This window comes from Dyella sp. PARNA 12/25 (genome assembly GCF_055702865.1).
On the sequence record NZ_JBVQCI010000023.1, the window covers coordinates 1 to 13,216 of the forward strand.

A 13,216-nucleotide genomic window follows, 5' to 3' on the forward strand; every position below is an offset into this window, starting at 1 on the left:
GGGTCTGCGTGCCATGCAACACTCCTTCCGCTTGCGCGTCTATAGTGTGTTGCGTTGACCGGCTGAAGTCGCAGTCGAAAGCAGACATTTCCCATTTGAAGTGGCGACCCATCGACAAGCCTTGCTCCAACTATTCGGCCCGTTCAATCTTCCCGGCCCCAAGGTTTCTCCACATTGATCCCCCAGGTGCCGTTGGGTTTACCACGCCGCTACGCAACTCTATTGCGACCTCCCTGTCGCGTACTCGCACCACGGGCTGATCCTTAGTGATCCGTTTGGCGGTCATGTATTGAATGGCGATCTTGTCATTGCTGATCCACGCAACGTCGACTCCATAAGCCACCTCGCTCCGGGTGGCCCCATATAGGACCAATGCCGCACTTTGCGTATCGCAAGCTGATTTGCCCGAGGGCACAACGCACACGGCATACCAAAAGTCCGTGGTAGCACCGCCACTGTCTTCAGCTACCACCGCTTCCAGCAACTTGTCCGGCGAAGGAATCCGCGCGATCTCGTCTCCCGAGGTGCAGCCATTGAGGCAGCAAACCATCGTCACCGAATACAGGGCGAATGCACCAAGCCTTGAGAAAAGCCGAAACATTTGAGCCCCTTGTCGTATTTATGGCCGTCCCTTCTAGCCGCCAAGGTGCGCCTGCCAACAGCAATTGCGAGGGCCTTCTGGGGCCAAGAATCTGTCCGTATATGGACTCCTCCCCAGTTGCAAGCATCCCGCGCTCTGGCGTCCGTGTCGACTGCAAACGTATATCCGGCCTCCGTCACCCTCGCTCCGGAGAATGCTGGACCTTGATGAGCTAGTCGCGCGCCGGCTCCCAATCGCTTTGTCGTGCTCGTGGCACGTGGACATTTCAGGGTTTTGCCAGCGCCGGTCCGACCGGTTCGTCATCGTACAGGGTGCTTCGCAATCGTAAGGTAGGGTTTGCTCGGACGTTACGTTCAGACGGCCGCCAGCGCCGGTTGATAGTCGGTGCCATGGCGCAACATGGCCCAGGCCATGCGCGCAGTCTTGTTGGCCAGCGCTACGCAGGCCACGTTCGGATGGGATCGCTCCGCCAAGCGCGTGACCCATCGGCTTAACGCATCGTCCTTGGTGGCGGCCGTGCGCAACATCGCGCGGGCGCCATGCACCAGCAGCGCGCGCACATGGGCGTTACCGCGCTTGCTGATGCCCAGCAGTCTTACCTTACCACCGGAGCTGTTCTGTGCCGGCGTCAGGCCCAACGATGCGGCGAGCTGACGACCGTTGGTGTATTGCTTGGCATCGCCCATGGCGGCCACCAGCGCGGTGGCGATCATCGGCCCCACACCACGGAAAACCGGGGTCAAAGAGCACTTTTCTTGCCGGTCTTCACGGAGAGTCCACTCTGCCCCCGGTTTTCCAATCAGCTAAAAATTCAATTGCGATCGAAAGCACTGATAACAAATTCGGTGCCCGGCAGCCAACAGTGACCTTCCGCAACGAATTGGAATTTTTCGGACTGATCCGCTCCTTGGAAGGTTGTCCAGAAGCGAAATGTTGCGATTTCACCGGGTTGCACAGATTGCTCGGTGAATGTGCATGGCCGATTTTTGGCTATCCATGATGCGTGATGGAACTTGCTGTTCATGCGATCACGAGGCTTCGCAGTTGCAAGAAGTATGGGTGCTTCTGGAGTCCATATTTCGGTCCCAACGTTCCGTAACCTGACAATCGATTGCCCGCCGACATCAATTGCCTCTGAAGCAACTTCAGCAGCAAATCTTTTAAACGGATGGGTACCTGATCCGCGGCGCTCGCAATTTCTGCAGGCAAGGTTTCGGCCAAGCAATAGGTTTTTTCGAAACTCTTTGTATTTGGCCCCAAACCATAAATTCTCGACAGAGTCGTCAGCGAGGGAACCTATCGGGTTTTGTAAATGGTACGCCTCGCATGGATAGACGTCGCCATTGCGCATCACAAAAAGCTTTTCCCACGGATCAAAGCAGATTTTTGCGCCATCGGATCTTGATTCGCTGATCTTGTGATTGAGGTGCGCCAACATTTGCGGCGGCGGCTGCACATCCTGACGCAAAATCTGCCTAAGAGAGGACGCCATGCGTCGACCTATCCTTTCTTGAAGAGCGGTCACTTGAAAACGACGGGGTGCCGCAACCTCCCTTACGAACGTCATCGTCTCATCATCTTGTGTCGCCTCCACGTTGTCGTCTCGCCCCACTTCTTCATCTTTGAAATCGTATGTGCCGGCGTAAAGAAGATCTTTAGGCAAAGTGGGAAGCATGCTCACGACAATACCCAGTGCCTCCGCAGATCGCCTAGTCGACCGGAGAATTTCCCGTTCTTCTTCTGTGTAGTCTGGGACCATGTCACGGGTAGTGTCTTTCGTGTTATTGACACCACGCAGCGCCAAACGCTTGACCCCAAGTTTCTTAAGCAGCTCAGGAAAGCCTGAAACGCTGCGCAGATTGCTACGCATGATTACGGCATGGATGCGAACAACGTCGGCATCTCTGACGTGCACCAGCGTTCGCTCGATGCCCGATATCGCACGCTTTAAAACTTGACCACGGATCGAGAAATATATGCCTGGATCAGGGGAATCAATGGAAAATGTGACATTGCGCAGATACTTCATTTGACCAAGTTTTTGAGCGCGCAAGTCGTTGATCAGATCGCCACTTGTCGTTATATGTGTATAGACGCCATTGCTATCAATAAATTCTAGCCAATCTAGAAATTTTGGATGCGTCCAAGGCTCACCACCGCCCAAAATACTTACCTGGTCAACGGACGGAATTGTATGGGACAGCCGCTTCCACACTGCGTCTGTCATATGCTCAGCCGAACCACCTGATTTTGCGGCGCGTGCACACATTACGCAGGCAAGATGGCACGCCGTGCTTACTTCAACCTGGATAAGTACGGGCGGGCCGTTTGGATCGCATATCGGTGTGTCATCCGAACATCGCTGCGGCAGCAACGCCCCAGAATCGTAGGTTATGCCTAAAAGCATGATGCCGAGTGATCGCCCATCCGCTGACTTGCGGTCATGCTCGCTAGGCCTAAAGGCGTCGATAACAAGGTAAATAGAGTCCACGTCCTTGCATCGCACAGCCAGGACATGAACTCCTTTATTTAAAATGTGTTCCTGGCGAATTTTTCCGTTGCATACAATGGCGAGTCGCTGCGGCGCGCCCTTGATGTCTTCGTAGTTGCTGAAAAGCGAAATTTCCACTTGATTGATACCTCGCGTATTAATCTCCGCGAGATCTCTTGACCACATCCAGGCCTGATCGCCCAGTGATTCCTTTTCGTACCAACCAAATCCCAATAATTCGCTTTCAATATGGAATGGTGTGTCCATTTTTACTGAAATCCCTGGAGATATTGGGGCGACCAATCTATCCCTGACTGCCTTCGGAATTCAACGGATACGACAGACGTCTCCATGTTTCCAAAGACCTGAACGGACTACGCAATCTTCAAGTTCAAAGATTGAATCATGGGCACGCCGACGCCAAATTTTCTTTGCTCATCGAGCCATCGACGCATGTCGGCTACCGATATCATTCTATCGACTAGCGTTGCGACAGCCGAGAGCGAGATCTTGTGCTCCCCGAAGTCACGGCAAACGACGCGCCGGAAATCACCCGTCAGGGCCTTTAAATCGGCGACAACGTTGCAGATGACACAAGTCTCCAGAAACGTTCCTCGCTGGAAGATTCTGCGGCTGTTTGACAACGGTCCGTTCGGGTCGGTAGCAGACCTAAGCAGAGTGCTTGCAACGATCGCCCGCCAGCAATACACAGTGGAAAACCGGGGTCAGAGAGCACTTTTCTTGCCGGTCTTCACGGAAAGTCCACTCTGACCCCGGTTTTGGTTCCACGCTTCTGGATGTGATGATGCCGATTTATCAAGTCCATCCTTCGCTTAAGCCCGAGGACTTGCGGTAAGGTCCACCTCCGACCTCAGCGGACAGTTCACAGATATGCCTTAGGTCTTTGATAGTCGCCTGCGATCAGGGAGTTCCATTGTGAGACTGAAGACACTGCTATTTGCTGCATTCCTTGTTGTCGCCAGCAACCCAGCTCTGGCTGGCGGCTGGTCAACGTCAAAGGTTCGAACGAACCAGAACACGCCGGCTTGTGCGCTCATGTATGCGCCGAAAGAGACCGACACGGTGAGAAACGTGGCAATAAAGTCCCTCGCGGGGCATCAGACCATGAACATCACCCTTTACAAGGACTCTTGGAACATTCCGCAGGGAACCAACGTTCCGGTGACTTTCACCATGTCTAACGGCACTGAAGGCATCACACTTTCCGCGTATGGCGATGGAAAGGTCCTCGATGCAATCCTTCCAACCGATCAGATAGCTATGTTTCTCGGCGCCCTCAGAGACTCCAAGTCCTTGAAGATTGGATTTCCCAAAGGGAAAGAGCCCGTCTGGGAATTTCCCACCACAAATATCGCCGCGGCTGAGCTGAGTTTTGTTCAATGCGCGAAGTCGCTTTCATCAACGCAACCGTTTTAGCCGGAATGAGGAAATCGTTGCAGCCATGGCGTGGCGGTGCTGGTCCGGCGTTGCTATCGGAAAACCGGGGTCAGAGAGCACTTTTCCTGCCGGTCTTCACGGAAAGTCCACACTGACCCCGGTTTTCGGACCCCGGATTTCGAGGCTTTTTACGTAGAAGTACGGGGAGGCGGTTATCTATCTCCGTCTGGCGCCAGGGTCCGCTATGGGTTGGGGATTCAGCCGGTCATTGCAACACATTGCTAGAAACGTTCGGCCAACGCGTCAGACGAGTAATGATCGAACCGCTCCTCGCTTCCGGAGCACCACTCGGGAAATTGACCGTCTACCCCAGGGCGGCGTGAGCGGCCAAAGCCGCGGTCACTAATGTCCGGATTGAACAAAAATGCCGGCGCAATCAGACAAGACCCGTTCGGCAGCCAGGACAACCATGGCGCTGCGGTGTCCGCCAATGGCAGCCAACACCCTGACGACGATCACCGCGCGCCATGCCAAGGGAGAACCAGGGTCTCCTCTCATGGGCCACGTACGAACAGCGCTGTGGCGCCGTTGGCCGTACGCACTCTGTCGCGCTGCAGGAGCCTCACCCATGAACTTCAGCAACTACGTGATGGCCGCCGTTGTCGGCGGCGCGATGCTCACCGGCGGCACGTCAGCATTCGCCGCCGACACCAAACCTTCGGTAGTGCTGGTGCACGGCGGTTTCGTCGATGGATCGGGTTGGGAGGGTGTTTACAACCTCCTGAAGCAGGACGGTTACGACGTATCCATCGTGCAGAACCCGACCACGTCATTGGCGGATGATGTCGCCTTCACCAAGCGCATACTCGAACAGAAAAACGGCCCCGTAGTGCTCGTCGGTCACTCCTACGGCGGGGCGGTGATTACCGAATCGGGCAATGCATCGAACGTGAAGGCACTGGTCTATATCACCGCCTTCGCGCCGGATACGGGCGAATCCGTGGAGGCCATCATCAAGAGCGCTCCCCCGGGTGCACCTCAGCCGCCGATTCTGCCTCCCAAGGATGGCTTCCTGATACTGGACAGCAGCAAATTCGCCGCCTCTTTCGCCGGCGACCTGCCGCCGAAGAAGGCGAATTTCATGGCCAATTCGCAGGTGCCATGGGGCGTGAACGCGCTGTCGGGCACCATCACGCAAGCCGCGTGGAAGAGCAAGCCCAGTTGGTATCTTGTGGTGAAGGACGACCATATGATTCCCGTCGGTGCACAACGCAACATGGCCAAGCGTGCGAATGCGACGGTGACGGAGGTGCCGGGTAGCCACGCTATCTATGTGTCGAACCCGAAGGCGGTCGCCACGATCATCGAGGAAGCCGCGAAGAAGGTGGCCACGCAATCCAGCCTCGCCAAGCAGTAAAAACCGCCATCTTGCAACGAAAGGCCCCGCCGCGCGGGGCCTTTTTGCGTGGGACTATCGCAGGAAGCCTCTAATTGCCGCCGACGTGAACGCGTCGCCACGTGCCCGGGGGAACCCCGACATGCGCGCGAAAAACGCGCGTGAAGTGGCTCTGATCAGCGAAGCCACACGCCAGCGCAATGTCCGGCAGTGACATGCCTCGCCGTGCCAGCAAATGACAGGCCAATTCGATCCTTCGTTTCAGGAGGTATCGGTGTGGTGGCATGCCGACCGACTGATGAAACGCGCGGGCAAAATGCCGTACCGACAAACCACACTCCATGGCCAAGCGATTCATAGAGATGTCACCGGCAAGGGATGCATCAAGGAGCTCAAGCGCCTTGCGCACCTGCCACCCCGCCAAGCCCCCAGACCTGAGCGCAGACCGATCAAACGCGCCGCCATAGCGCTGCGCGATGTGAGCCGTGATGGCCAGTGCCATGTAGCTGACCGTGAGAGAGTTGGCCTCTGCGGGTCGCAACACCATCGGCTGAAGTGCGAGCATCAAGTTGCGCAGCACGGTATCGCGAAGGCTTTGGCTTGGCTTGAGTTGCAGCGCATCGATGCGAGGCGCGCGCATTTCCTCTGCGGCAGCGCTGATGGCATCGAGTGGAAGGCGGATATGCAGGATATGGAACGGGTCGCGTATCACGGCAACCGCACTTCGTCGAAGATCGTGGATTTGGATCAGTCCAGCGCTGGTGTCGACACCATCGACATGTCGGCCATCGGCGAAGTACTCCACGCGAGGGCAGTCGATCATCCTGAGCTGGACGAGAAAGGCATCCGCGCACGGAACGGGTGCCGTCAGCTCGCGGCCCGTTGAATCCATGACCTCGGTAAACGTCATCGCCGACCGTTGAAACGATCGAAGTACCAGCCCAGGCGCGTCCGGCAAGCGAAACTCTTGCATAGGCCCTCCGTCAGATGGGGTGGGACCGGCTGTCTTCGACTACCCGAAGAATGATAGATCGCCCTACGCAACGGTCAATCCCACACCTGGATGGCATAAACCATCCAAAGCCGTCCGAAACCTGACATACGGAACGGGACCTCTGATGGAAGCTCAGGACTCCCGCAGGCAGACGGTGGCAACTCGTGACCTCAGGTCGATTTGTGGAGCCATCGGGTGCATCCGATCACATCCATCCGGAGTTCGGGCCCGTGGCCGCGCGAGAGCTGGCGGAAGCCTTGAACGCGCTCTTGGCGGACTACTTTGCTCTATTCATGAAGACCAAGGGCTTCGCGTGGGAAGTACCTGGACCGAATTTCCATGAGCACCACGTTATGCTCGACGCGCATGCCACGGAGATCTTCAAGGTCGTTGGCTTGCTTGGCGATCGGATACGCAAACTCGGGGCCTGCACCGTCCTTTCTCTGGAAGATGTCGCCCGTAGCCATCGCATCACGAAACTACGAGAAGGCAAACTGACGGCGCCGCAGATGTTCGCCATCCTGCGCAACGACAACCTGCAAGTGCTTTGCTACCTGCGTGAAGCGCACGGTTTGTGTGAAGAGTATGGCGATGTTGCGACCGCGGCCCTGCTCTGCGCATCGATCGACGAGACCGAGTCGCGCGTGTGGCATCTGCGCGAATCCTCCCGCCCCGGGGCTTCATGAAGTTACCCTCCGCAAACCGGGGGCCAGCAAACCGGGGTCAGAGTGGACTTTCCGTGAAGACCGGCAAGAAAAGTGCTCTCTGACCCCGGTTTTCGGAGTTACAACTGGAAGAGCCAACCCTCGACAAAAGTGGAGGTGGTGAACTTGACCTATCCCTTGTAGGCGAATAGCTGATCACACGCCGCCTCGGCAGCTTGTAGACCCTCATCGGTGAAACGAACCGATTTAGCTTTGTTGGCTGGGTCGGCTATGAGCCCCTTGGCATACAAGCGGTCGGTAACTTCCCAGTCGATGCCCTTCCACGCGCGGCGATCATCGTGCAACGACAGGTACAGCAACGCCAGCGCCGCTTGATCAATCTTTTCCGGGTCGAGTTCCATAGTCGCCTCCTATCCCGGCCAATAACTCTACGCTTGTGTCTCCACTGTGTCGAAATCTCGGGCGCGCGCGACGACCGCTTAAGACATCCCCCCGTAGGACCTTGTTGGATGGCTGGCCCTATTGCATCCTTCAAAGGCCCGCTTCCGACCCGAAGCGGACACCCGAGTGAGCCGAAATCATGAGGTCTATGGCGGGCGCGGATCGACATTACTTCACTTTGACGATGTCATCTGGCTTCCACGTCTGATCGAAGAACGCCTGCTGAGGCGCATACAGTCGGAAGATCACGAAATAGCCTTTGCCCGGCACCGTGCGTAGCCAGTTCTTCTCTTTGCCAGCTGGCGCGGCAGGCCCGAAATAGAGGTCAAGCGAACCGTCCGCATTCATGGCGGGCTTGTCCATCTGGTTGAGCGACGGGAAAGGCTGGCTGTTGGCGAGCCCGGACGCCGTGGTGCCATCGTAGACGGTTGCCGACCAGAAGTTCTTGGCCGGGATGTTGGGCGGCAAGTGCAGTAAATAGGTGCGCCCGCCATCGAGGTAGTTGCCGTCCTTGTCACGGAAGGTCACGGGGTACTTCGCACCCATATCGATCAGATTCTTCACCATACCCGGGCTTGCCGAATAGGCACTGGTGAAGAAGCCGGAGCGCTGCTCCAAGTTGGTGAAGGTGCCGCTGGCCTGGAACGACGTATTCTCACCCGCAAAGACATTGATCCATTGACGGTCCGGGTAGTACTTGCTGCCGGGTTCCTTTACCAGCATGGTCGCCATCACGTTCTTGCTCATCTTGAAGCCCGTCCTGGCGGCCAGGTCGAGCAGCTTCTGCATATCGGCAGAGGGTGAGAATGGCTTTCCCTTTTCGATGCCAATGGTGTGGAGAAAGCCGCGCATGTCCATGTCGGCAGGGTCCACGTATTCGTTATCGATGAAGCGCGACATCATGTTGAAGTAGCTGCCGTCTTCGGGAAACAAGAGGTTCGCTGGCTTGGCGTTGGCATCAGGGAACTGCATGGCCTTGGCTTCGGCCTTGTGGCCCACTGGATAGATGCGCGTGGCGGTGATCTCAGCGTTGGGTTTGGCCAGATCCTTGGGGTCGTTAAAGAAGGCGCGCCAGAACAGGAACACGTTGTTCGTGCGCGAGCGATAAACAAACGCGCCGCTGGGAATGCCTGCAGGTGCGTCGCCCTTGTAATCGGGCGGCAGCAACACGTACACACCACCCTTACCCTTGTCGGGCCCGGCAAAACCAACGTCGCCCTCCCATGTATGCCCATCGATGGTAGGTCCGGTCAGGGGGCGCTGGAAGAAGTCGTCGAAGATGCCCTGGATGCCCTCCGGCACTTCAATCACCAACGGGCCATCCTTATGCAGATCGAGGTAACCCATGGCGTACACCACGTCCGAGTTCGGCGTGGTGACCTTGGTCGTTGCCTTGATGCGCTCCTTCCAGGTCGGCAGGATGTTGTAGCCAGCTCCAAAGGTTTTCTCGGAGCCCTCTTTCATGGCCCACATGTTGATCGCGGGCAATGACCAGAGGTAAGCCTGCGTGGCACGTTGGAAAAGCAGCTCGCGCTCCAGCGTCTTCGCTGCCTCTGCGGTGGGGTAGTCCTTGTCGAACGGCGCATTGGCTAGCGCCTGATAGCGAGCATCCTGGGCATACACCGAGCCAGCAATCAGCGTACTGGCTATCGCCACGGCGACCTTGGTGCGGAGTGCGTTTATCCGATTCATGGGTTGCGCTCGCTGGAATAGTGCAGGCCATGGGAGCACATATGCTTGTCGTGTCGCGACCGAACGCTTACTTACCAGAAACCCGCATTTTTACGTACAAGATGTCTCCCGGGTCAGGTCCGCTTTCGACTGCGAGCTCAACCGGTCAACGCAACACCCCGACACTGCGTCAGCAGAAGGGACATTGCTCTGACATGCGAGCTCACATTCGCTGCGTGAAGGTCAGCAGGCTGGAAGTGCCTCAATTTCCGGGAAATCCGACTCCGTCGCACAGCAGGACCGTCAGATGGGCCACCAGGAAAGCGTGGAAGATTGATATTCCACGCAAAAGGATTTCATCAAAGTGTTGCATTCAAAACCCGGGTCAGAGTGCACTTTTCTTCTCACAGAAAGTCCAACCTGACCCGGGCTTTGGTGCATGAAGTGAGCCTTTCCCTAGCCTTCCGTGGCCTTCCCTGGCTACACGCTCGGCAGCACTCTGTAATGAGCTACGAGCCAATCGAGCAAAGCCTTATCTCTGGTGGGGTCTTTAAGCAGTACGCCGTACTTCTTGATGGCGCCCGCAACAAGCTTATCGCGCAACTCGATATCGGTCAGTGTGCCCACCGGGCTCGGGAAGGAGACAGACGACACCAGATCCCCGATGAGCGAGACACCGCGCGAAACGCTCTCTGACAAGGTGACGTCGAGCGAGGTGACGAGCGCTTTCCCCGAAGCTTGCACATGTATCGTCAAATCCATGAGCTTTGAGATCTCGATGATCAAGGCTTTATTGTCATTGAAAGGTTTGTTGTTTCCGGCCATGTACTCGCGACGCAGCCCCCGGATAAAGGTGTGAGCGTCGACCCCGGCGTCCCATGCCTGCCGCAAATACAGGTCAGTGGCAGCCTTTACCTTGTCCTCGCGAGTGACGGCGCCGCCCCCCACCTTCTTGGAAGGGGTAAACGTCTTCTTGTCGAACTTGCTCGATTTCGAGATGCGGCGAGGTAGCTCCTCGTAGTGCGCAGCGTTGTTCACTTTTGTTGCTTCGTCCAACTCGAAAAAGCCCGGTTTTGCGTAGTAAACGTGGTCGTCAACCGAAGCATTCGCAAAGTGGGACGCCTCGTGAATTAAGGTGGCCTTGGATTCAGCAACATCATCGACTTGCGCAACTTTGAGCAACAGGTGCATCTTCTTATCTTTAAAGCTGGCCCACCCTCCAAGACCCACCTCGGGGTCGTCGAGGTTGTAGTCCGTAGTGACCTCCGCGTCGATTTTGGCCGTGCTCGCCGATAAATCATTGAGCACCTTTCTCGCCCCCGCGTAGTTGCTCTTGGCAGTCGCGTCCTGGGCTCCAAACACCTGCTTCAGCCCAGTGGCGTCCCCTTCTACCGTTTTGACATCGGCGGCAGCGTCTTTCATGGCGGACTGGAGCTTGGGTTTGTCTACGGCCTTCACTTTAGTGTCGGCGTCGGTGACCGACTTATAGATCTTTGAGCGGTCCGACACGTCGATGGCTTTGTTGAATTCGGCCTCATCCAGTTTGCCCGCAGCGGGGAAGATCTTCGAAACGATCGTCGCCACCGAGTCCGCGCTCTTCAACCGCTTCTCCCTTTTCATGCGTTCAAGCAACTGTGTGACCCTGGCCTTGATGACCGCCTCGGGAATTTTCAGGTCTTTGTCCGAATACGCGGCCTTCACACGATCAAACTCCGGCAACCGGAATCGAACGCCGGAGGCGTTCAGAGAAGCAGCGACGGGGTGGATAAAACCACGCAAGGGGACCTTGACATGCACCTGCCCGTATCGACTGCCGATGTCGCCTCCTCCGCGCGCGTCAGGAGGCAGAACGGGAATCCCGCTGAAATCGTAACCCGCATGAGGTGATGTCGCAGAGGTCGATTCGGCATCGAGCTCTCCAACAGGTGACTCCGATGCGCGTGACGCAGCGGGAGTGTCGACGGTGCCTCGCGATGGAAGGACAGGCAGCTTCTGACGTGCCCGTTCAAATGTTGCCGAGCTAGACCCAGCAGGCCTGAAAGGTGATGGCTTTTCAGGTTGATTCTGCTTTTGTGCCAAGACGTACACGATCGTCCCTCCTGGCTCGCTGTAGCGGCGCAGCGGAACCAAGTAGGGCCTGACACCCGGTGTAAGAAACGTGAAGCGGGGCTAGGTTCTTTTTCGTGGGGCTTAAAGTGAACCTGACACCGCATTGAGTGCCTGACACCTCGCCCCAAAAGTGCACTCTGACCCGGGTTTCCGCGCCGGTAGCGTGTTCAGCGTTCGGAGGCATTGGCTGGCGCAAAGGGCCAGTGGAAGGGATTGGGCCATTGGGTTGCGGGGCAACGGGACGGATCAATCTGCACGACGTAATTGCTGAGATGGATTCCAGGCTGACATTCGCGAAACTAGGTGTGACGACCATTTGGCCCAAGTTCGAGCGGGCCAGATCTGACGCGGGTCAGGCGAGCTGCTTGGATCCGCAAAGTGTCTATTCCAACCGATGGTAGAACTGTGAGCCTAAGGCTATATTCCGCTAGTCCGGGGGGAATTGGTCCAGTCAGATTGCATTTGGGCGCATATGTTCGCGCATTGATGCCGAGTAGCGGTTATCTCTCGTCGCTCGGCATGGATCAATCACGGCGCATGGGGTTGATGTGGATTTTCTATCCACGTTGTCGATGGCACGGTACTAATCACAGGGGAAAACATGAAGTATTTTCGCATTCTGGCATTGCTTTCGATTTTCTTGCTTGCAGCTTGTGACGGCACGCTCAAGACCAAGCCACTCGATAAGACTACGGGTTTCTTTCCAACACAGACCAAATTGGATGCTGACGGGGTCAAGACGGAGAAACCGTACTCCGCCAAATACAAGAGCCTGGTCTACATCAAGGTTGATGACTCGAAGTCAAAGCAATATTCGGAGTTTTTCGTTAATTCCTTCAAAAACATGAATGCGTTCTCGAAGGTCGACGAAAAATCGGACCTTGAAGCTATTGTGATTAGTCAGCACCTTTCCGACAAAGTCACTTCCGTGTCCGATTTGGTCGGCCTGAACAAGCTCCAGGAGTCGATTGGCCCATTCCTAGTTGTCGAACCTTATATTGAGTGGAAGGGTGGCTATCACTATATGGCCCAGCTCAAGGCCATTGACCCATCCACTGGCGAAACAGTGCTCCTGCTGGAACAGTCGGCGTTCAATTGGGCAGGTCTCGACCAGCCCTTGTTCTATCCCTTGCTCAATGCCTTTGTGCAGTGGACTCGCGGAGAACAGATCACAACTGCCACCCCAGCCAGCGAAGGTGGCAAATCGCACGCAGCGAATCCGTAGTGCTTGGGATGCTCCCTTGAGGAGCAACCGATGCATCTCTCGGGGGTGGCACTGCGCCGGTCAACAGGCACAACCAAAACTAGTCTTTTCGGCCTCCTCGGATGGCGAGGCGCGGACGCCCAGGCGAAGAGCCTCGGGCGTCTGCTCCCGACTGCGACTTCAGCCGGTCGTTGCAACACATCGCTGGAAACGTTCGGCCGGTGTTTCAAAGTTGAGCGTCTGCCT

At 56.5% G+C, this 13,216-nt stretch carries 12 protein-coding genes; 5 read left to right on the forward strand and 7 right to left on the reverse strand.

Going from position 1 to position 13,216, the window contains the following annotated elements:
• Window positions 1-130 precede the first annotated feature (130 nt).
• From AC0GUR_RS21465 to AC0GUR_RS21475, 3 genes are all read right to left on the reverse strand, one after another.
• Window positions 131-601, reverse strand: coding sequence for a hypothetical protein (locus tag AC0GUR_RS21465; protein ID WP_472879560.1), 471 nt, complete (start codon window positions 599-601; stop codon window positions 131-133).
• Between the two features lie 353 nt (window positions 602-954).
• Window positions 955-1,404: an IS110 family RNA-guided transposase gene (locus AC0GUR_RS21470; RefSeq protein WP_472879569.1), complete on the reverse strand. Its 450-nt coding sequence runs from the start codon at window positions 1,402-1,404 to the stop codon at window positions 955-957.
• Window positions 1,405-1,412: 8 nt separating this feature from the next.
• Complete coding sequence (locus tag AC0GUR_RS21475; protein ID WP_472879561.1) at window positions 1,413-3,359, reverse strand: radical SAM protein; 1,947 nt, start codon at window positions 3,357-3,359, stop codon at window positions 1,413-1,415.
• Window positions 3,360-4,028: 669 nt separating this feature from the next.
• On the opposite strand from AC0GUR_RS21475, the gene AC0GUR_RS21480 reads away from it, so the two are divergent.
• Both AC0GUR_RS21480 and AC0GUR_RS21485 read left to right on the forward strand, forming a co-directional pair.
• Window positions 4,029-4,529 carry a hypothetical protein gene (locus tag AC0GUR_RS21480; RefSeq protein WP_472879562.1) on the forward strand — a complete coding sequence of 167 codons (501 nt, stop codon included), beginning with the start codon at window positions 4,029-4,031 and terminating at the stop codon, window positions 4,527-4,529.
• A gap of 589 nt (window positions 4,530-5,118) precedes the next feature.
• Window positions 5,119-5,907, forward strand: coding sequence for an alpha/beta fold hydrolase (locus tag AC0GUR_RS21485; RefSeq protein ID WP_472879563.1), 789 nt, complete (start codon window positions 5,119-5,121; stop codon window positions 5,905-5,907).
• Window positions 5,908-5,977: 70 nt separating this feature from the next.
• Here AC0GUR_RS21485 and AC0GUR_RS21490 read toward each other — a convergent pair whose 3' ends face one another.
• On the reverse strand, window positions 5,978-6,244 hold the full coding sequence (locus AC0GUR_RS21490; protein ID WP_472879570.1) for a helix-turn-helix transcriptional regulator: 267 nt from the start codon (window positions 6,242-6,244) through the stop codon (window positions 5,978-5,980).
• Here AC0GUR_RS21490 and AC0GUR_RS21495 point away from each other — a divergent pair.
• Both AC0GUR_RS21495 and AC0GUR_RS21500 read left to right on the forward strand, forming a co-directional pair.
• A complete protein-coding gene (locus tag AC0GUR_RS21495; RefSeq protein WP_472879571.1) occupies window positions 6,161-6,772 on the forward strand; it encodes a hypothetical protein in 612 nt (203 codons plus the stop codon). The two genes, AC0GUR_RS21490 and AC0GUR_RS21495, sit on opposite strands and share 84 nt — an antisense overlap.
• Window positions 6,773-7,110: 338 nt before the next feature.
• Window positions 7,111-7,566: a Dps family protein gene (locus tag AC0GUR_RS21500; RefSeq protein ID WP_472879564.1), complete on the forward strand. Its 456-nt coding sequence runs from the start codon at window positions 7,111-7,113 to the stop codon at window positions 7,564-7,566.
• A 149-nt stretch (window positions 7,567-7,715) separates the two neighbouring features.
• Here the strand turns inward: AC0GUR_RS21500 and AC0GUR_RS21505 are convergent, their stop codons facing one another.
• The 3 genes from AC0GUR_RS21505 to AC0GUR_RS21515 all read right to left on the reverse strand — a co-directional run bounded on the left by AC0GUR_RS21505 (window position 7,716) and on the right by AC0GUR_RS21515 (window position 11,745).
• Window positions 7,716-7,946 carry a DUF6429 family protein gene (locus AC0GUR_RS21505; protein WP_472879565.1) on the reverse strand — a complete coding sequence of 77 codons (231 nt, stop codon included), beginning with the start codon at window positions 7,944-7,946 and terminating at the stop codon, window positions 7,716-7,718.
• Between the two features lie 208 nt (window positions 7,947-8,154).
• Window positions 8,155-9,678: a DUF1254 domain-containing protein gene (locus AC0GUR_RS21510; RefSeq protein ID WP_472879566.1), complete on the reverse strand. Its 1,524-nt coding sequence runs from the start codon at window positions 9,676-9,678 to the stop codon at window positions 8,155-8,157.
• A gap of 459 nt (window positions 9,679-10,137) precedes the next feature.
• The gene (locus tag AC0GUR_RS21515; protein ID WP_472879567.1) at window positions 10,138-11,745 is read right to left on the reverse strand and encodes a hypothetical protein; all 1,608 of its coding nucleotides are present in this window, start codon (window positions 11,743-11,745) and stop codon (window positions 10,138-10,140) included.
• Window positions 11,746-12,367: 622 nt separating this feature from the next.
• Here AC0GUR_RS21515 and AC0GUR_RS21520 point away from each other — a divergent pair.
• Window positions 12,368-12,991: a hypothetical protein gene (locus AC0GUR_RS21520; protein WP_472879568.1), complete on the forward strand. Its 624-nt coding sequence runs from the start codon at window positions 12,368-12,370 to the stop codon at window positions 12,989-12,991.
• Window positions 12,992-13,216 lie beyond the last annotated feature (225 nt).